This is a genomic window from Pseudomonas sp. WS 5411, assembly GCF_012985595.1.
In the GTDB taxonomy this organism is placed as follows: domain Bacteria; phylum Pseudomonadota; class Gammaproteobacteria; order Pseudomonadales; family Pseudomonadaceae; genus Aquipseudomonas; species Aquipseudomonas shahriarae.
On record NZ_JAARMC010000006.1, the window covers coordinates 130,428 to 148,703 of the forward strand.

The 18,276-nt window shown below is 58.9% G+C and carries 19 protein-coding genes; 12 read left to right on the forward strand and 7 right to left on the reverse strand.

Annotated features, from left to right (window positions below):
• Positions 1-173 precede the first annotated feature (173 nt).
• On the forward strand, positions 174-1,070 hold the full coding sequence (locus HBR93_RS12080) for a DMT family transporter (RefSeq protein ID WP_120732165.1): 897 nt from the start codon (positions 174-176) through the stop codon (positions 1,068-1,070).
• A gap of 30 nt (positions 1,071-1,100) precedes the next feature.
• Here the strand turns inward: HBR93_RS12080 and HBR93_RS12085 are convergent, their stop codons facing one another.
• From HBR93_RS12085 to cysK, 3 genes are all read right to left on the reverse strand, one after another.
• Entirely contained in the window at positions 1,101-1,961 is an 861-nt protein-coding gene (locus HBR93_RS12085; protein ID WP_057958820.1) for a DMT family transporter, read from the reverse strand.
• A gap of 689 nt (positions 1,962-2,650) precedes the next feature.
• The gene (locus HBR93_RS12090; RefSeq protein WP_057441260.1) at positions 2,651-3,589 is read right to left on the reverse strand and encodes an aspartyl/asparaginyl beta-hydroxylase domain-containing protein; all 939 of its coding nucleotides are present in this window, start codon (positions 3,587-3,589) and stop codon (positions 2,651-2,653) included.
• Positions 3,590-3,794: 205 nt separating this feature from the next.
• Positions 3,795-4,769, reverse strand: a complete 975-nt coding sequence (cysK, locus tag HBR93_RS12095; protein WP_057958819.1) for a cysteine synthase A — start codon at positions 4,767-4,769, stop codon at positions 3,795-3,797.
• A 125-nt stretch (positions 4,770-4,894) separates the two neighbouring features.
• On the opposite strand from cysK, the gene HBR93_RS12100 reads away from it, so the two are divergent.
• The 9 genes from HBR93_RS12100 to HBR93_RS12140 all read left to right on the forward strand — a co-directional run bounded on the left by HBR93_RS12100 (position 4,895) and on the right by HBR93_RS12140 (position 11,871).
• The gene (locus HBR93_RS12100; RefSeq protein WP_057958818.1) at positions 4,895-5,971 is read left to right on the forward strand and encodes a DUF748 domain-containing protein; all 1,077 of its coding nucleotides are present in this window, start codon (positions 4,895-4,897) and stop codon (positions 5,969-5,971) included.
• A 539-nt stretch (positions 5,972-6,510) separates the two neighbouring features.
• On the forward strand, positions 6,511-7,023 hold the full coding sequence (locus HBR93_RS12105) for a hypothetical protein (protein WP_169960389.1): 513 nt from the start codon (positions 6,511-6,513) through the stop codon (positions 7,021-7,023).
• Between the two features lie 566 nt (positions 7,024-7,589).
• Positions 7,590-8,162 carry a recombinase family protein gene (locus HBR93_RS12110; RefSeq protein WP_169960390.1) on the forward strand — a complete coding sequence of 191 codons (573 nt, stop codon included), beginning with the start codon at positions 7,590-7,592 and terminating at the stop codon, positions 8,160-8,162.
• A gap of 399 nt (positions 8,163-8,561) precedes the next feature.
• The gene (locus tag HBR93_RS12115) at positions 8,562-8,957 is read left to right on the forward strand and encodes a hypothetical protein (protein ID WP_153839079.1); all 396 of its coding nucleotides are present in this window, start codon (positions 8,562-8,564) and stop codon (positions 8,955-8,957) included.
• 51 nt (positions 8,958-9,008) lie between these two features.
• Positions 9,009-9,803, forward strand: coding sequence for a helix-turn-helix domain-containing protein (locus HBR93_RS12120; protein WP_169960391.1), 795 nt, complete (start codon positions 9,009-9,011; stop codon positions 9,801-9,803).
• Positions 9,804-9,888: 85 nt separating this feature from the next.
• The gene (locus HBR93_RS12125; protein WP_169960392.1) at positions 9,889-10,188 is read left to right on the forward strand and encodes a hypothetical protein; all 300 of its coding nucleotides are present in this window, start codon (positions 9,889-9,891) and stop codon (positions 10,186-10,188) included.
• Positions 10,189-10,292: 104 nt separating this feature from the next.
• Complete coding sequence (locus HBR93_RS12130) at positions 10,293-10,631, forward strand: hypothetical protein (protein WP_169960393.1); 339 nt, start codon at positions 10,293-10,295, stop codon at positions 10,629-10,631.
• Positions 10,628-10,852 carry a hypothetical protein gene (locus HBR93_RS12135; protein ID WP_169960394.1) on the forward strand — a complete coding sequence of 75 codons (225 nt, stop codon included), beginning with the start codon at positions 10,628-10,630 and terminating at the stop codon, positions 10,850-10,852. The genes HBR93_RS12130 and HBR93_RS12135 overlap by 4 nt, the downstream gene beginning before the upstream one ends.
• A gap of 44 nt (positions 10,853-10,896) precedes the next feature.
• Positions 10,897-11,871: a hypothetical protein gene (locus HBR93_RS12140; protein WP_169960395.1), complete on the forward strand. Its 975-nt coding sequence runs from the start codon at positions 10,897-10,899 to the stop codon at positions 11,869-11,871.
• Between the two features lie 16 nt (positions 11,872-11,887).
• Here the strand turns inward: HBR93_RS12140 and HBR93_RS12145 are convergent, their stop codons facing one another.
• Complete coding sequence (locus HBR93_RS12145) at positions 11,888-13,348, reverse strand: DUF6538 domain-containing protein (RefSeq protein WP_169960396.1); 1,461 nt, start codon at positions 13,346-13,348, stop codon at positions 11,888-11,890.
• Positions 13,349-13,603: 255 nt separating this feature from the next.
• Between HBR93_RS12145 and HBR93_RS12150 the strand changes: the two genes are divergently transcribed.
• Positions 13,604-14,449 (forward strand): MoxR family ATPase, encoded by an 846-nt coding sequence (locus HBR93_RS12150; protein WP_029292347.1) that lies wholly within the window; start codon positions 13,604-13,606, stop codon positions 14,447-14,449.
• A gap of 11 nt (positions 14,450-14,460) precedes the next feature.
• Positions 14,461-15,639 carry a VWA domain-containing protein gene (locus HBR93_RS12155; RefSeq protein ID WP_057441266.1) on the forward strand — a complete coding sequence of 393 codons (1,179 nt, stop codon included), beginning with the start codon at positions 14,461-14,463 and terminating at the stop codon, positions 15,637-15,639.
• Between the two features lie 116 nt (positions 15,640-15,755).
• Here the strand turns inward: HBR93_RS12155 and HBR93_RS12160 are convergent, their stop codons facing one another.
• From HBR93_RS12160 to HBR93_RS12170, 3 genes are read right to left on the reverse strand one after another with little or no spacing between them, the layout of a single operon-like run.
• Entirely contained in the window at positions 15,756-16,670 is a 915-nt protein-coding gene (locus HBR93_RS12160) for a biotin-dependent carboxyltransferase family protein (RefSeq protein ID WP_169960397.1), read from the reverse strand.
• Positions 16,667-17,371 (reverse strand): 5-oxoprolinase subunit PxpB, encoded by a 705-nt coding sequence (gene pxpB / locus HBR93_RS12165; RefSeq protein ID WP_169960398.1) that lies wholly within the window; start codon positions 17,369-17,371, stop codon positions 16,667-16,669. The genes HBR93_RS12160 and pxpB overlap by 4 nt, the downstream gene beginning before the upstream one ends.
• Positions 17,368-18,111 carry a 5-oxoprolinase subunit PxpA gene (locus tag HBR93_RS12170; protein WP_057441272.1) on the reverse strand — a complete coding sequence of 248 codons (744 nt, stop codon included), beginning with the start codon at positions 18,109-18,111 and terminating at the stop codon, positions 17,368-17,370. The genes pxpB and HBR93_RS12170 overlap by 4 nt, the downstream gene beginning before the upstream one ends.
• Positions 18,112-18,276: the final 165 nt, after the last annotated feature.

The window sequence follows — 18,276 nt, forward strand, 5'->3', positions numbered from 1 at the left end:
CCAGGAGAAGTACAATTTTTGCTGGGAGCTGTGTCCCGGATAGAGGGGCTTCAAACCCTGGCCGTGCACCTCAGTGGCAGGGTGACGCGCTTTATTGTGCAGTGGATACGTAAAAGATTGTGTCAGGCAGGCCCCTGGGCAACACTCTCGCCCTGGTTAAGAAGGAGTTGTCCGTGAGACCTGTCGACACCCTGTACCTGCTGGTACTGGCCGCCATCTGGGGCGCGAGCTTTTTGTTCATGCGAATCATCGCACCGGAAATCGGTACGCTGCCCACGGCGTTTTTCCGCGTTTCGATAGCCGCCGCCGGCCTGCTGGTGATCCTGGCCCTACTGCGGGTGCGCTGGGACTTCCAGGGCAAGTTCAAGACCGTGCTGTTGCTGGGGGTGATCAACTCGGGGATCCCCGCCACCATGTATTCGGTGGCGGCCCAGGTCTTGCCGGCGGGTTACTCGGCGATTTTCAATGCGACGACGCCGTTGATGGGGGTGTTGATTGGCGGGCTGTTTTTCCATGAACGGCTGACCCCCTCGAAAATCGCCGGGGTGTGCCTGGGGCTGTTCGGCGTAGGCATCCTGACGCGGGCCGGGCCGGTGGCATTTGACCTGGAACTGCTGATGGGCGCCCTCGCCTGCCTGCTGGCCACCACCTGCTACGGCTTCGCCGGCTTCCTGGCGCGCCGCTGGCTGGATCAACAGGGTGGCCTGGACAGCCGCCTTTCAGCACTGGGCAGCATGCTCGGCGCCACATTGTTTCTCTTACCCTGGTTTGGCTGGAACGCCATCAGCCATCCGCCGGCCAGCTGGGGCGGCTGGAATGTGTGGTTGTCGTTGCTGGGCCTGGGGCTGCTGTGTACGGCGTTCGCCTACATCTTGTACTTCCGTTTGCTGACCTCCATCGGGCCAGTGAAGTCGATGACGGTCACCTTCATGATTCCGCCATTCGGCGTGTTGTGGGGGGCGCTGCTGCTGGATGAGCCATTGTCCATGGCGCACCTGTATGGCGGGATGTTGATCGCGGGGGCATTGTGGCTGGTGCTGCGGCCGGGGAAATTGATCAAAGCTGTGTAGGAGCCGGCTTTCGGCTCCTACACAGGGTTATCACGCTTTACGGAAGACGAATACCAACCCAATGATGATCAAACCCATCCCCAGCACGCTCAGCACTGCCAGCCGATTGCCGAAGATCAGGTAGTCCATCACCGCAGTGACTGCCGGCACCAGGTAGAACAGGCTGGTGACATTCACCAGGTTACCCCGTGCAATCAGGCGGTACAGCAGCAGCGTCGCCAACACAGACACCACCAGCCCCATCCACAGCACCGGCAGGTAGAAGCCGCTGTTGTGCTCGAAAGCAAAGGGCTGGAACGGCACGAACACTGCGCACAGCAACAAGCCCGCCAGGTACTGCACCGGCAAGGTGCCCAATGGGTTATCGGTGATGCGCTTTTGCATGATCGAGCCCAGGGTCATGCTCGCCAGCGCCAGCAAACCAAACAGCATGCCGGCCAGGGACATGCCGGCCAGACCGATGCCCTGGTACACCACCATGATCAGGCCCGCCAGGCCCAACGCTAGGCCGAACATCCGGCGCCATGAACGCTGGCGCTCCATCAGCACCACGGTGAGGATCGGTTGCACACCCATGATGGTCGCCATCACGCCGGGGGTGACCTTCAGGTCCAGGGCCAGCAGATAAAAAATCTGATAGGCCCCCAGTAGCACCAGCCCGGTGGCCGCCGCATACCACAGCGGTTTGCCCGCGCGCGGCAACTGCAGCTTGAGGATCGGCACCAGCAGCACCAGGCCCGCCAGGGCAATGGCAAAGCGAATCAACAGGAAGGCAAAGGGTGACGCATGGGCCAGGCCCAACTTGGAGAAAATCGCCCCGCTGCTCCACAGCAGGACAAACAGGCTCGTCGAGGCCGCCGCGGCCACGGATTGTTTCGAAATAACAGACATAAGAACACCTGTAGTCAGGCAAAAAGCCAACTCAGCCAAGGCTGAAATTCAGTAGGTTCGGTACAGGCGGGCAACGGGGAACAGCAGTTTGCTGATCAGCCCGAAACGCCAACGCCCGGCGGTGATACGACTGCGTACACCGGCGTGCTACTGACAGGTGGGGGGTAATGACTGATCTGCACAGGCTGCTGATTCCCGCACGGCACGACCGCAGCGTTGACCGCTGAATCGACTACCGCTATGCGTGGGGATGCAGGCATGGGCTGATCTTTTTTGAAGGGATGAAAGGTGCTGCGAAACACCTGGCGCCGACTATAACCAGCCGGCGACACGCTTTGCAATGGCTTTGCCAAAAGGCCAGTAAGGACACGTTGAGAAACCACCTCTAGCCTTGGGAAAAACCAACGCACTCCACTTAAGGAGACTTTCGACTCATGACCGCCAATGCCAAAAACACGCCACGCCTTGCGATACCAGCTCTACCGATCCAAAGCCTTACGCCTTGCTACTGCATCGACGCATCTCCCCGCTATCAAAACCTGGGCTTTGACTTCGATTCACGGGGCAGGCTTGTGATAGCGGTAGAGAAAGAATAGCTTCGAAAACATGTTCAATTAATGATCAATTGTGGAGGCTGCATGGGAGAACGTATAAAAAAACCGCTCATACGAGCGGTTTTTTTGAACCCATCAGCCAAATAACCAATACACCAACGCCACAACCACCACCGCCGCCAACACCGGCCGCATGATGCGATAGGCTTTGGGATGCTTGCGCTTCCACTGCTTGACCACCCCACTGAAGCGATCGCTGAAGCTCTTGCTCCAGGCGTAGGCCTGGTTGATCCCGCCCACACGCTCGTCATCCAGGTTCTGTGGCGCGGTTGCACGGCCTAGCTGGGCACTGACCCAACGGTTGATGCGGGTCATCAGCCGGTTGCTCAGTGGTCGCTCGATATCACAGAACAGAATCACCCGGGTCTTCTCGGTTTCGTTCTTTACCCAGTGCACGTAGGTTTCGTCGAACATCACGTCTTCGCCATCACGCCAGGCGTAGATCTGGCCATCGACGAAAATGCGGCAGTCGTCGGAATTGGGTGTCGACAACCCCAAGTGATAGCGCAGGGAGCCGGCGAACGGATCGCGATGGGGGTTGAGGTGGCTGCCACCGGGCAACAGCGCAAACATGGCGCCCTTGACGTTGGGAATGCTGCTGACCAGGGCCACGGTTTTCGGGCACAGCAGCTCGGCCGACGGCAGCGGTTTGTCGTACCACTTGAGGTAGAAGCGCTTCCAGCCTTTCTTGAAGAACGAGCCAAAACCGGCATCGTTGTTCTTCTCGGCGGCGCGGATATAGCCTTCGTCGAACAGGTGCATGGCCTCGTCGCGAATCACTTCCCAGTTGTCCTTGAGCACATCCAGCTCGGGGAACTTGCTGCGGTCCAGGTAGGGCTTGGACGGCACCGCCGAGAAGATGTACATCAAGGCGTTATACGGGGCGAACAACGCCGAATGGTTGACGAACTGGCGCAGCACCGGCAAACGTGCCTTGCCGCGCAAATGCACGTACAGCGTACTGCCGATAAACAGCAACAGCACCGACAGCTTGGCGGCCAAAGAAAAGGTCATGCAGCAACTCCTGGAAATAGCCTCCCGGCAGCGGGAAACCAGACATAGCAGCCGGCCATGATAAACACTCCGGGCCGGAGGAAAAACCCGCGTTATCCAACAATCCGTTTTAAGGGGCCCGCGGCGAGCAATCAATTATGCATATGAGGCATAAAACCGGGCTGATATGGATCAACCCGATTTCGGTACACCGACACCCGCAACCTCAGGCCTGGTTTTCCTGATCGGTGAACAGATCGCTGAACAGCATGCTCGACAGGTAGCGCTCACCGGAGTCCGGCAGGATCACCACGATGGTCTTGCCCTGCATTTCCGGTTTTTCGGCCAGACGCACCGCCACCGCCATGGCCGCGCCACAGGAAATCCCGCACAGGATGCCTTCTTCCTGCATCAACCGCAGGGCCATGGCCTTGGATTCGTCGTCACTGACCAGCTCCACCCGGTCCACCATCGACAGATCAAGGTTCTTCGGCACAAAACCCGCGCCAATCCCCTGGATCTTGTGGGGGCTGGGCTTGATCTCTTCGCCAGCCAGCGCCTGGGTAATCACCGGCGAGCTGATGGGCTCCACCGCCACCGAGAGGATCGGCTTGCCTGCAGTGTTCTTGATGTAGCGCGATACACCCGTGAGGGTCCCGCCCGTGCCAACGCCTGCCACCAGCACATCCACCGCGCCATCGGTGTCGTTCCAGATTTCCGGGCCGGTGGTTTTTTCGTGGATGGCCGGGTTGGCCGGGTTGTCGAACTGGGCCGGCATGAAATAGGTCGCCGGGTCGCTGGCAAGGATTTCACTGGCTTTCTCGATGGCGCCTTTCATGCCCTTGGCCGGCTCGGTCAGCACCAGTTCGGCCCCCAGGGCCTTGAGCACCTTGCGCCGTTCGATACTCATGGACGCGGGCATGGTCAGCAACAATTTGTAGCCACGGGCCGCGGCGACAAAGGCCAGGCCAATCCCGGTGTTGCCTGAGGTCGGCTCGACGATGGTCATGCCCGGCTTGAGTTTGCCGCTGCTTTCCGCGTCCCAGATCATGTTCGCGCCGATCCGGCACTTCACCGAATACCCAGGGTTACGCCCTTCGATCTTGGCCAGGATGGTCACGCCACGGGGCGCGATACGGTTGATCTGAACCAGGGGCGTGTTACCGATGGAGTGCGCGTTGTCTGCAAAAATGCGGCTCATGGCGGGGTCCTTTAGGCGGTTTTCAGGAAGGCAACAAGGGTATGCCTCGTACTCCAAGGCGTCCAGTCGAGGAACGTTGACGCTGCCTGTGTAGTCAATCGCCTATACACAGGGAGGAACAACCTATGAAGCGTCGCTACAGTTGGCCGATATGGACGGTCGCCGGGCTGGTGGTCGTGCTGGTGGCACTGGATATCGCCCTGCCCTACCTAGTGCGCAACTACCTCAATGAAAAACTCGCCGACATGGGCGACTACCGTGGCCAGGTGACCGATGTCGACCTGGCCCTGTGGCGCGGCGCGTACCGGATCAATGGCCTGCAGATCGTCAAAGTCGATGGCAAGGTGCCCGTGCCGTTCGTCAAGGCGCCAGTGATCGACTTGTCGGTCAGTTGGCATTCCTTATGGTACGACCACGCGGTGGTGGCCGAAGTGCAATTCGTCAAGCCGGAACTCAACTTCGTCGACGGCGGCGCCAACAAACAGGCGTCCCAGACCGGTCGCGGCACCGATTGGCGCGCCCAACTGGGCAAGCTGCTGCCCATTACCCTCAACGAAGTGCGGATCGACGACGGCAAGATCGCCTTCCACAACTTCAGCTCCAAGCCGCCGGTCAATATGGGCGCCACCCAGGTCAATGCCAGCTTCTACAACCTGACCAACGTGGTGGACGTCGAAGGCAAGCGCGATGCGCGCTTTGACGGCAAGGCCCTGTTACTGGGGCATGCGCCGCTGGAAGCCAGCGCGACCTTCGACCCGCTGAGCAATTTTGAAGACTTCGAGTTCCGCTTGCGCGCCCGTGATATCCAGCTCAAGCGCATGAACGACTTCGCCTCGGCCTACGGCAAGTTCGACTTCAATGCCGGCACCGGCGACGTGGTGATTGAAGCCCAGGCTGAAAAAGCCCAATTGACCGGCTATATCAAACCGCTGCTGCGGGATGTGGAGGTGTTTGACTGGCAACAGGACGTGGAGAACCAGGACAAGGGGATTTTCCGCTCGATCTGGGAAGCCGTGGTCGGTGCCAGCGAAACCGTGCTGAAGAACCAGAGCAAAAACCAGTTCGCCACCCGGGTGGAACTCAGCGGCAGCGTTCACCAGCAAGATATCAGCGCGTTCCAGGCGTTTTTGCAGATTTTGCGCAATGGTTTCGTCCAGGCGTTCAACGCCCGCTATGAACAACCCAAACCCAGTGCGGAGTGACCCTGGCGTGACTGGTCATTCAGAGACTGGACAAGAGATTTCGTTTTGGACCAATGAATACAGGCACTTCAACGGTGATCCGTTCAAATGGCCACACCGGGCGCACAGCGCGTGTGCCCCACTACGCTGCGGCTATGGTGGTAACACTTCTGTAGTACGAGTTGCTCAGCAACTCACGCGGTCTGCTGATCGAGTTGCGCTCTTTAGGTTGAGGTACCCACTCGCAGAGCTATTGAAGTGACATACTGCTACACAAAATTGTGTGCAGTTCACCCCTATTGAAATGGACTGAGGCTTTTATGAAACAAGGGGCACTATCCAGTAAGTGTTACAAATCTCTATCCCAGCAAGAAATCTCATCTCTGTCTAAAATTAGGGATGCCTATAGTGAAAAGCCAATATTTTCGATCAGCGTTGAGCAAACGCTACAGCTTGTAGATCGTGCGTATGAGTCGATGGGCAGGACCTTTAGAAACAGAATTAACACTGAGACGATAAACTTCGGCCGATATTCCGGCGAACTGGACGGCGTATACCTAATGATCGCCGACGCGTTAGGAACATACGACTACTCGACTCACTTCCCCTCAACCTCCGCAGAAGCTAAAGAAATACATAGAGAACATAAAAAAAATATAAGTCGTGCCAGAAAGAAAGTTGAGAAAAGCTTTGCCGACATAGCTAGTGTTATTGATCGTTTAATCCCATCAGCTTGGACCACACATAGAAATGAACAACTGCGTAACTCTCTAGGTGCTTTAGATGAAATCCGTTGCTTGCTTGTTGATCAACTGGATGTGATTGATTTTGATCGCCGCTCTGAAAGTGTCGCTGAGTCCTTCGTCACTGGGGTGTGCAGTCATTTAATTTGGAATGCAAATATAAAACCTACTAAAGCGATGTTCGATAGCGGTGAAAAAACGCCACTATTGAGATTTTTAGAGGTTTTTTACCCCGATGAAGCAAGTGCCATTTTAGCAAAATTGTATGATCGGGAGCGAAGCCTGCCCCAGCACGAGAGGATAGGAGCTACGTTTATTCCTCCTGCGTAATGTTGAGATACGGAGGGGGGGATTTCCATACGCACTATCCTCTAATATTCCCCCCCATACACCACCTCAAAAAAATTTTACATTCGTCTCGTGTCCTTCCCACGAGATAAAAAAATGACCGACCTCATAGATCTTATTTGGGCTTTAGCTATCTTGGTTCGAGCCATCACACGCCTTCTTTCAACCTTACGACAATGGGTCGTACGCAAGTAATTGCAGCGGGCCTACGGTTCTGGATTACGAGTGCATACGCAACCTAAAATTGCCATGTTCGTATGCGGGTGTCTCTCTGATCCCATCACGTCCCTTTCCCCCGTAGGCCCTCTGTAGCACGCCAGTGGCACCAATCGCCAGGGGGATTGCCTTCATACAGTGGCGCGCTCAATGCGCGTCCTGCGTAGAGAATGATGAAGGCGAACCAGCAGGCTATCCAGGCAGGGCTCATCAATCGACCGTATGATGATACCGCTCATCGCCTACGGTACGAGGTATCAACAAATGTGCTTGACGACTTGATGACACCAAATCATCATGACACCACCTTTGATGACACCTGAGTCCTGACCATGAATCGCATCTTCCTTTACGCCCGAGTGTCCACCACTGACCAGACTACCGATAACCAAGTGCTGGAAGTCCAAGCTGCTGGCTTCACTGTAGAGCCGAAGCGTGTGATTACTGAGACTGTATCGGGTAGCACCTGCGCTAAAGATCGCAAGGGCTTCGCCAAGCTGCTGGAGCGGATGGAAGATGGGGATGTGCTTATCGTCACTAAGCTGGACCGCCTTGGCCGTAATGCTATGGACGTGCGCAGCACCGTGGACTACCTAGCAGCGCAGGGTATCCGTGTGCATTGCTTGGCCCTCGGCGGCGTAGACCTGACCAGTCCAGCGGGCAAGATGACCATGCAGGTACTGGCGGCAGTGGCAGAGTTTGAGCGGGACCTACTGATCGAACGCACCCAAGCGGGCCTGGAGCGCGCTAAAGCAGAAGGCAAAGTCTTAGGCCGTCCAGTTGCTACCGGCACCACAGCGAACGTACAGGCAGCCAAGGCCTCGGGATTAAGTCAGTCGGCAGTAGCTGCGGACCTAGGCATCAGCTTGGCTACCGTCAAGCGTCACTGGAACATCGCAGCATAACGAATGCCGGGGCGTAGGAGGTGCAATGCCTCCTGACGCGAAACACGATAGCTGCACGTTAGCAGCACGTTCGACGATGTATTTATTGTCACATACTTCGGGGGTAGGAGACCCAGGAACTAGCATACCGTTCGACGAAGTTCTATTTCGTCAGGGCAGCCAGCATTGAGCCAGGCTCCAAGTATTGAAGCGTAGCGCAGACTCAAGCGCACCCGGACGCAAATCCCCACTCCTGATACACGCTCCAGCAACCACGCTGTGAGCCCGTGAGGCGCTGCCTGAGCCGCCTTAATCCTCTCGACAAGCAACCTCAATGACCCGTAGAACCCGCAGCCCACAAGGCTATGCGGGGGTTTCTGTGCATCTTGAGATTAGCTATCTCATCTTGGAGATTTACCAATGACCAGACCGACCTTCGGGACTGATCCAACCTGGCATCGCCAGGAGAAATACAAGCGCTATCACGGCGACAACGGTGCCAAGCCACGGGCCAAGATGGCTGTCGTGCAGGCGTTAAGGACGCTTAACAGCACGCACGGATTCGTCCCGGTTGGGATGATCCTCAAGCAAGACCCCGCGCTGACCCGGCCATCCGTCCATCGTGTGCTATTGGAGCTGGAGCGCGAAGCCTGCCTTGTTACCCGGGGTCAGCCATTCCAGCAACACATTCGCCAGTACTGCCTCGGGACTATTGCCCATCACCAGCGCCTCGTAGTGCTGCCACCCGATGACCTGCGATCAGCTACCGAAGCGGAACGCCGACTGCATTACCTGCACCTGGAACTCCAGGGCTGAGGTCGCTGCACTCGCAACTTAAACGCACCCGTTTTACATGGATGAACATCAATGACCAGCAAGTTAGAACAATTGCGGGCTATGCCTGCGCAGGATATGACAACAGCACCGAAGGTCTACGCATGGGAACAACAAGACGGCATGACCGTTAGTGTTGTGTGCCGCGCTGTCGGAATAGCTGTAAGCACACCTGTACTTGATAAGGCCGAAGCATTTAAAAAGAAACACGGCACCCTGGAAGGCTGGAGCCCAGCACAGGCAACTAATGTCGGAGTGCTCATCAAGAAGGCGGTAACAGCCGCAATGAAAGAGGCGGGTGTAGAGCCGCACAAGTTGCCACAGCGCGTAGTTGAACTCATCTACAGCGACAGCCTGGACCGTATCGGACAAGGCGCCCGCCCTTCGGTAAGCCAACAGATCAATGCGCACAGTGCATTTATGCCGCGCTCCGCACAGTGGGCATCCGCTATCCGTGGTCGCAAGACTGACTCCCGGAACAAAGCTGCCTTGTCCAAACTAGAGGATCATCCAGTTATGCAAACCATCACCCGCGCAGGGACCGACGTTGCTGGCATCCACAACGGCACCATGTCCCACAGCATCAAGAAGATTGGCGAAGCCTTCACCCTGGCGCAGCGTGTGGCCCAGCTTGAGGACGCTCTTGCAGCCGTTGTACAGCATCAGCAGCAGCAAGACGCTCGACTGGCAAGGCTGGAGGCAGGCGACACCTGGAAGGCTGTAGCGGAGCGCATGCGCAGTGAGGGCGCTGGCTATGGCGCTATCGCCAAACTGACGGGCCGTAGCAAGTCCACGATCAGCTCCTACCTGACTAGAAAGAAAGATTGATAGGTATCTATACCTCTAGCAAAAGGGTACGCAGATGGGTACGCGTACCCCACGCCTTGGTCAATAACAAACAATGAGAAGCCCTATGCAACTGACACTAAACGAGCTGCTGATTGCCTGCGAGCTGCCACCATCCGAGCAACACAACACCGACGACCACGAAGCACGCCGCGCCCTGGATGCTGAGCCTGGGGCCATGTACAAAGCAGCGGTTGCCCTGGCCAATGGAGGCGATGGTGGGGCGGCAGGCCAGCGGCTCGCCCTGCGCGCTAACGCCCGTTACCGTGACGCAACCGCCCTAGGCCAGCGGCGTGGATTGAACGTGGCTGAGAGAGCCTCACAAGACCTCACAGGGCGCAAGGCCCGTGGCCGTTTGCGGGACTGATTAACGCTGCACTCCCGGCCTGATCCTGGGCCACACGTTTAAACGCACTCTACAACTTCCGGCATCGCTGGAGGATTAACCATGCCCTTAGGAAATATGACCCAATGTCTGAACAAACTACCGCACCAACTACCCGCCGCCGTAAACGTAAACCCCTGGATGTCCACGCCGAAGGGCTGGCGCTGCTGGCTGAAACCCTGGCCGCGTCCCGCAAGAAGCTGGAGTGGTGTGCCGAGAATGACGTGCCGGTCGATGCCGCCCAGGTATCGGCAAACGTCTCATTGCTGAAACTGCTGGAGACAATGCGCCACGTCGATGACGACGACAAGGACAGAGAAACTGCCGAGCTGGTCGCTGGCTTTCATGCCAAGACCGCTGAGCGTGCCGCCCGCCCCAAGGCTGCCCCGACCAAAGAAGACCTGTTGGCGGAGTACGGCTTGTGATCGACGACCGCAGCACCTCACAGCTCAACGTCGACCGCATCTATGCCGACATGCAGGCAAAGGCCGCGAAGGCCACGGACGATGCCCGACTGGACCGACTGGCCGCGCTAGCCACCAGCGCCTCAATGCAGTCCCTGGACAGCACACCGGCTTCCGGCTTCCTCAACTTCCGCACTGACACGGACGTGGTCCCCACTTCCAGCGGCATCAAAGTCCCTTAGCCAACCGGCCCCAAACAATCCCTTCTTATATAGAGAGAAATTCCATGACTCGTAAATTCGCTGCTGCCCGCAAATCCGCTAACGCCATCGCATTGTTCGATGCGCTTAAGGCTGCCGTCCCCTTTAATCTGGTCGAAGTCCCGACCACTAAATACCCGACTGCCCCGGACAACCTGCAAGAGCTGCGCAAGGGCATCACCACGATGACGGAGCTGTTCACATCTGATGAACGTGCTGACTCCAAGAAGACCAGCCGCGACGATGTCGAGCATGAGTTCATGTCTGTGCTGACCACCATGAGCAACCGTGGCTTCGCCTTCAGTGACCTCCCCAACCTGTTCACCTTTGAGCAAGATCGTAACCAGCACCTCGACACCGTGACTCGATACACACGAGCAGCCAACGCGAACACCGAGGCACTGTCGGCCAAGGTGGCCGAATGGTTCTCTGACATCACCGCCGTCCTGAGTGTGGCAAAGGTGGTTGGCGCTGACGTGATGGCCGAGGCTGCCACTGCTCCGAACAAGACCATGGCGGCGCTGGGTATCGACCTGCACGTTCGCGAGAAGCTGAACGCATCGGCTCAAGCTGGCGTGCCCGTTATGGCTGCTGGCCGTGGTCTGATGGTTCTCAAAGCTGCCAATATCGACGCCTTGTCCCTGGACCTGGGCGACGTTGAGCTGGCTGCCGCGATGGCTCTGTATAGCTACTTCCCGGACGCTATCGAAGGCGCGTCCATGCAGGAAGCTGGGCTGCGCTTCGGCTCCGTCGTCCTGGGTGCCAATGCTGACGGCGTCGTGGTCTACCGCGATGCGGTCCAATCGAACGCATCGGGTCTGCTGCCGCACACTGCCCTTGTGGCTGCTGATGGCAAAGCCTTGGCCGCACTGCAATCGAAGATCGACGTTCGCCTGGGTGCCGTAGACCACGCCTTCACCGGCACCGTGGAGAACGGCGGTATGACTGTTGCGGAGCGCCGTCTACGTGACTTCGGCAAGTCCGCTGTGACCACGTACTAAACCCTACCCCGCTTGCCTAATTGGCTTGTGGGGTATTTTGCTTGTCGAGCCGCTCCCGGACTCCGGCCAGCAGTTCCCGCTGTCGTGTGAGTGGAGCCGTTCCACCATAAACACCAGTGTGTTTGTTCCCGGCCTGCGTGTGCCCAAGGATACCGCCCACCTCTGCCTCACTCGCCCCTGCTGCCCTGAGCAAATCCGCTGCCGTATGTCTTGCGCTGTAGAGACTGAGCTGTCCCTTGAGGTTTGGTATCTTGAGCAAGGCCGCACTAACAGCACGACTCAACCGCGTAACACGCTGTCGTCCTCTCTCCGCTGTGCTGCCGGCACCAAAGCCTGATAGCACCAGATTGAACAGAGCAACGTCCTCCGCTGCCACAGGCAAATCCCTGCGACTGGCTGCGTTCTTGGCACCAGATAGGCCAGCTTGGAATACCTGCTCCCTGTTACCCACGATGTCTTCCCGCATAGTCAACGCCGCTGGGCCTTCACTCAACAGCTCCAGAGGCCGCACACCGTATCGGACAAGCAGACGCATTGCTGCCGCGTCTACCGCATCACCACGGGCATCCAGGGCAGCCTGCACCTGCGCCACCACGGCTAACGGCATTGGGTCGCGGGCGTTCTTCTGGAGTGCACCACCTGCACGGATGGCCCTGGCTACCGCGCCCTGCTTCGGCAGGCTTATCCCTTCCCATCCTGGCACCTCCCGCAGAATCGTTATCATCCCTGCCGCCTGGGTGTGGACTGACGACGCCTTGCCACCGCCAGCTAGCTTGCCCTCGGCGTAGGCCATGATCCGTTGCACCTGCTGCGCCGGGGTACTAGGCCAACGTAGAACGTCATTGCAGAGCTTGCGCATGATACCCACACGGCCTGCGCTGACACGCTCGCAATAGCCGTCCAAAGCCACAGCGAACTGCTGGGCGGTACGTCTATCGCCCTGCTGGCTGACAGGCTCCACGGGCGCCTCCACCGAGCCAGGAATGCCAGTGCCAAGGGTTGGCGGCTCACCGCGCTCCAGAGCTTCCAACGCCCGCACAGCGGCCATGGATTCGAGTGGGTGAACGGCTTCCATCCCAGGCGGAGGCATCCCCTGCGCGGCCATCGTGTACGCCCGCTTCTGCCAATCCAGTTCGGTCTGCCAGCTCCGCGTCACCAGCTTCGCCCCTGGCGCCATGTCTGTAACGGCACGGAGCGTTACCCGTTCTACCACCGCCTGTAGGCTTGCGAGGACGGCGCGGGGATCAACCGGGACCGATGCCCTGCGCTCGACTGGATCGTTCGCCACGGGCGACAGAGCTTCGCTACAGATGCGGTCAAACTCTACTGACACCTGACGGGCAAGGCGCAGGGCTTCTGCGCGGTCAGCGGTGCCTAGGGCTTTGCGGTATTCAGAGCGGCCCAGCAGTTCGGCAACTGGTAGCGGGAAGCGGCGGCGGTAGTGATAACGCCCCTCACGGCGGGACAAATAGGACATTCAGAATTCTCCGGGGCACGTGGTACGGTCATGTGGTGGTGTCGCGGGGCACATACAAGCGCTGAATACACCGCCATGTGTCACACGACCGAACCGCTGCAAGCCTTATTCTACCTGGCCTGCCGACGACTCGACAGTTTGAAAGTGTACCAACGAGTCAGAGACTGAATAACCCGTCTGCGTTCACAGTCACCGGGGCTGCGCGCTATAGTCGCAGGCATGCTGACTACCGGCGTCATGTTCGAGGATTGAGAAATGAAGTTCGAAGGCACCCAGGCCTACGTTGCCACCGATGACCTGAAACTGGCTGTCAACGCTGCCATCACGTTGGAGCGTCCGCTGCTGGTCAAGGGCGAGCCGGGCACCGGCAAGACCATGCTTGCCGAACAACTGGCCGAATCGTTTGGCGCGCGGTTGATCACCTGGCACATCAAGTCCACCACCAAGGCGCACCAGGGCCTGTATGAATACGATGCGGTCAGCCGCCTGCGCGACTCGCAACTGGGCGTGGACAAGGTCCATGACGTACGCAACTACCTGAAGAAAGGCAAGCTGTGGGAGGCTTTCGAGTCCGAGGAGCGGGTGATCCTGCTGATCGACGAGATCGACAAGGCCGATATCGAGTTCCCCAACGACCTGCTGCAAGAACTCGACAAGATGGAGTTCTACGTCTACGAAATCGACGAGACCATCAAGGCCAAGAAGCGCCCGATCATCATCATTACCTCCAACAACGAAAAAGAGCTGCCGGACGCCTTCCTGCGTCGCTGCTTCTTCCATTACATCGCCTTCCCCGACCGCACCACCCTGCAGAAAATCGTCGACGTGCATTACCCCGACATCAAGAAAGACCTGGTCAGCGAAGCGCTGGACGTGTTCTTCGACGTGCGCAAGGTCCCCGGCCTGAAGAAAAAGCCCTCCACCTCCGAGCTGGTGGACTGGCTCAAGCTGCTGATGGCCGACAACATCGGCGAGGCGGTGCTGCGCGAGCGTGATCCAACCAAGGCCATCCCGCCCCTGGCCGGCGCCCTGGTGAAAAACGAGCAGGATGTGCAACTGCTTGAGCGCCTGGCGTTCATGAGCCGTCGCGGCACTCGATAAGGGCTTTTGCCATGCTGCTCAACCTGTTCAATGAAATGCGTGCAGCCAAGGTGCCGGTCTCGGTACGTGAGCTGCTGGACCTGATCAACGCCCTGAAACAACGGGTGACCTTCGCTGACATGGACGAGTTCTATTACTTGTCCCGGGCGATCCTGGTGAAGGACGAACGCCACTTCGACAAGTTCGATCGGGCTTTCGGCGCCTACTTCAATGGCCTGGAGAAACTCGACGACCACTTGCAGGCATTGATTCCCGAAGACTGGTTGCGCAAGGAGTTCGAGCGTTCGCTGAGCGATGAAGAGCGCGCGCAGATTCAATCCCTAGGCGGCCTGGACAAGCTGATCGAAGAGTTCAAGAAACGCCTGGAGGAACAGAAGGAGCGCCACGCCGGCGGCAACAAGTGGATCGGTACTGGCGGCACCAGCCCGTTCGGTTCCGGCGGCTTCAACCCCGAGGGCATTCGCGTGGGCGATGCCGGCAAGCGCCAGGGCAAGGCGGTCAAGGTCTGGGACCAGCGCGAGTACAAGAACCTCGATGACTCGGTGGAGCTGGGCACGCGCAATATCAAGGTGGCCCTGCGCCGCCTGCGTAAGTTTGCGCGCCAGGGTGCAGCCGAAGAGCTGGATATCGACGGCACCATCGACCACACCGCCCGTGACGCCGGCCTGCTGAATATCCAGATGCGCCCGGAACGGCGCAACACGGTCAAGCTGCTGTTGCTGTTCGACATCGGCGGTTCGATGGATGCCCACGTCAAGACTTGCGAAGAGCTGTTCTCGGCCTGCAAGACCGAGTTCAAGCACCTGGAGTACTTCTACTTCCACAACTTCATTTATGAATCGGTGTGGAAGAACAACATGCGCCGCACTTCCGAGCGCACCTCGACCCAGGACCTGCTGCACAAGTACGGCGCCGACTATAAGGTGATCTTTATCGGCGACGCGGCCATGGCCCCCTACGAAATCACCCAGGCCGGTGGCAGCGTGGAGCACTGGAACGAAGAGCCGGGGTATGTGTGGATGCAGCGGTTCATGGAGAAGTACAAGAAGCTGATCTGGATTAATCCGTACCCGAAAGACACCTGGGGCTATACCTCGTCGACCAATATCGTGCGGGATTTGATTGAGGACCAGATGTATCCGTTGACCTTGCGCGGGCTTGAAGAGGGGATGCGGTTTCTCTCCAAGTAGGGGGTGGATTCACCGCCGCTATCGCAGGCAAGCCAGCTCCCACATTCAGCATGCATTCACATATTTTGCTTTGTGAATGCAGTCCAAATGTGGGAGCTGGCTTGCCTGCGATGCCTTTAGCGATTCGTAAATCGCTGCAAATAGCTCAGATGCTCGCGATGCGCCGTCTCCTGCATCATCGGCGCCAGCCTCACCTTCTCCCCCGGCAGACACTGGGCCAGGCGCGCCAACGCCAATGGCGTCAAAGCCCCCAATCGCGGGTAGCCGCCAATGGTCTGGCGATCATTGAGCAATACAATCGGCTGCCCATCCGGCGGTACCTGGATCGCACCCAACGGGATGCCTTCGGAGATCAGCGACGGTCCCTGATACGCCAACGGCGTGCCCAGCAGGCGCATGCCCATGCGGTCGGCGCGGCTGTCCAGGGTCCATTCGGTATTGAAGGCATCGAACAGGCTCTGGCCACTGAACTGGCCGATCTGCGCGCCGAGGATCACGTCCAGGGGCGCGGTGGATTGCAACCGCTCAACCGGCAACTCACGCAACTGACTGCCGGTGCCGGAATACACCAGGGACCCACCTTCAGCCAGGGCCCGGCCAAAACCGTCCAGCCCGCCGAGGGCTTCGCGCCCGACACTGGCACAACTGCCCAGCACCTTGGGCGCGTCAAACCCGCCTGGCGCCGCCAGGTAAGCCCGTGCACCGCGGTGGGGTTGGGTGAAGCGCAAGCGCTGGCCTTTTTGCAGAATGAAACTGCGGCCTGGGCTGATGGCGCGCTCGTCGATGTACGCGCCCAGGTCCGCGCCGGCCAGGGCCAGCACGCAAAGCTCCTCGGCCTGCACGGTAAAACCGCCCAGGGTGATTTCCACCACCGGCGCATCCAGCGAATTGCCCAGCAGCCAGTTGGCCCAGGACATCGACACCCAATCCAGCGCGCCGCCCTGGGTCACGCCCAGATGCCGCACACCAAAACGCCCGGCATCCTGCAACAAGCACAGCGCGGTGCTGGCCTCGATCAACAAGCGGCTCATACCTGGGCCTCCAAGGGCGTGTCATCGCCACCCAGGTTGATAAATTCAGCACGCCCGATGGCTTCGAAACGCACACTGTCGCCCGGCTGCATCAGGCTGTAGCCGTCGCGTTCGCGGTCGAACAATTTGGCCGGGGTGCGCCCGATCAGGTTCCAGCCCCCCGGGGATTCCACCGGATAGGCTGCGGTCTGACGCTCGGCAATACCGACGCTGCCCGCCGCCACCCGTTTGCGCGGGGTGCCCAGACGCGGCGCCGCGAGTTGCTCTTCCACCAGCCCCATAAAGGCAAAACCGGGGGCAAAACCAAGGGCAAAGACCTGGTATTGATGCTGGCTGTGGCGGCGAATCACCTCGTTGACCGCAAGCCCGCTGCGCTGGGCGAGCAAGGTCAGCTCAGGGCCGACGCTGAGGTCGTACCACACCGGCAAGATATGACACTGCCCGCTGCCCTGGGCCTGCGGCTGCAAGCCCGTGAGGGCCTGATTGATCAGTTCCCGCGCCTGTGCCGGACTCAGCGCCAGCAGGTCGTAATGCACCATCAGGGTCGTGTAGGAAGGCACCAGGTCCACCAGCGCCGCGCCAAATCCCTCGCGCAGGCGGCGCGTGGCAGCGAGCATCCAGGGCATGTTGTCTTCGGCGATCACATCAAACAGGCGCACCATCAGGCAGTCGATGGCTACCACTTCAATCCGTGGGTTCATGCTGGCGTCAACGCCTGGCGAATACGCTGCACCGCCGCCACCGAGCTGGCGTTATCGCCATGCACGCAGAGGGTGTTGGCCTGCAACAGCAAGGGGCTGCCATCGCTGGCAACCAGGGTTTCGCCACGGGCAATGGTCAAGGCCTGCTCGAGAATGACCTGCGCATCGTGATGCACCGCGCCCGGCAACTGCCGCGAGACCAGGTGCCCGGCGTTGTCATAGGCGCGGTCGGCGAAGGCTTCGAACCACAGGGTCACGCCGTACTCATCCCCCAAGGCCTGGGCGGCGCTGTTGTCACGGGTGGCCATCAGCATCAATGGCAGGCTGGCGTCATACGCCGCCACGGCCTGGATCACTGCACGCAGTTGCGCAGGCTTGGCCATCATGTCGTTGTACATCGCACCATGGGGTTTGACGTAGCTGACCCGGCCACCCTGGGCCCGGCAAATACCATCGAGGGCACCGATCTGGTAATGCAGCAGGTCCTGGATTTCCTGAGGTGTATAGGCCATGGAGCGCCGGCCAAAACCTGCCAGGTCCTGATACGCCGGGTGCGCACCGATCTGCACGCCATGCTGCAACGCCAGGGCGACGGTCTTGCGCATGATGCTCGGGTCGCCGGCGTGGAAGCCGCAGGCGATATTGGCGCAATCAATGAATGGCATGACCTCGGCATCCAGACCCATGGTCCAGGCGCCAAAACTTTCGCCGATGTCGCAGTTCAATAGCAGGCGGCTCACGGTGAAGACTCCTGTAGGCTTTATTTTTTTGTAGTGTGGGATCTTTTACCAAGATCTCGCAACGATGTTGTCCTGAGCCCCGACGACGCTTATCGTGAGACAGCCCGATTTTTGGCGCGCAGCCCCTGTTGCGTCCAACTAATAAAAACCGATCCATGCATAAGA

Bases quoted from the DNA above. Each gene is read 5' to 3' on its own strand.
- HBR93_RS12085 (WP_057958820.1), bottom strand. From the start codon at position 1,961: ATGTCTGTTATTTCGAAACAATCCGTGGCCGCGGCGGCCTCGACGAGC.
- HBR93_RS12090 (WP_057441260.1), bottom strand. From the start codon at position 3,589: ATGACCTTTTCTTTGGCCGCCAAGCTGTCGGTGCTGTTGCTGTTTATC.
- cysK (WP_057958819.1), bottom strand. From the start codon at position 4,769: ATGAGCCGCATTTTTGCAGACAACGCGCACTCCATCGGTAACACGCCC.
- HBR93_RS12100 (WP_057958818.1), top strand. From the start codon at position 4,895: ATGAAGCGTCGCTACAGTTGGCCGATATGGACGGTCGCCGGGCTGGTG.
- HBR93_RS12105 (WP_169960389.1), top strand. From the start codon at position 6,511: ATGATCGCCGACGCGTTAGGAACATACGACTACTCGACTCACTTCCCC.
- HBR93_RS12110 (WP_169960390.1), top strand. From the start codon at position 7,590: ATGAATCGCATCTTCCTTTACGCCCGAGTGTCCACCACTGACCAGACT.
- HBR93_RS12115 (WP_153839079.1), top strand. From the start codon at position 8,562: ATGACCAGACCGACCTTCGGGACTGATCCAACCTGGCATCGCCAGGAG.
- HBR93_RS12120 (WP_169960391.1), top strand. From the start codon at position 9,009: ATGACCAGCAAGTTAGAACAATTGCGGGCTATGCCTGCGCAGGATATG.
- HBR93_RS12125 (WP_169960392.1), top strand. From the start codon at position 9,889: ATGCAACTGACACTAAACGAGCTGCTGATTGCCTGCGAGCTGCCACCA.
- HBR93_RS12130 (WP_169960393.1), top strand. From the start codon at position 10,293: ATGTCTGAACAAACTACCGCACCAACTACCCGCCGCCGTAAACGTAAA.
- HBR93_RS12140 (WP_169960395.1), top strand. From the start codon at position 10,897: ATGACTCGTAAATTCGCTGCTGCCCGCAAATCCGCTAACGCCATCGCA.
- HBR93_RS12145 (WP_169960396.1), bottom strand. From the start codon at position 13,348: ATGTCCTATTTGTCCCGCCGTGAGGGGCGTTATCACTACCGCCGCCGC.
- HBR93_RS12150 (WP_029292347.1), top strand. From the start codon at position 13,604: ATGAAGTTCGAAGGCACCCAGGCCTACGTTGCCACCGATGACCTGAAA.
- HBR93_RS12155 (WP_057441266.1), top strand. From the start codon at position 14,461: ATGCTGCTCAACCTGTTCAATGAAATGCGTGCAGCCAAGGTGCCGGTC.
- HBR93_RS12160 (WP_169960397.1), bottom strand. From the start codon at position 16,670: ATGAGCCGCTTGTTGATCGAGGCCAGCACCGCGCTGTGCTTGTTGCAG.
- pxpB (WP_169960398.1), bottom strand. From the start codon at position 17,371: ATGAACCCACGGATTGAAGTGGTAGCCATCGACTGCCTGATGGTGCGC.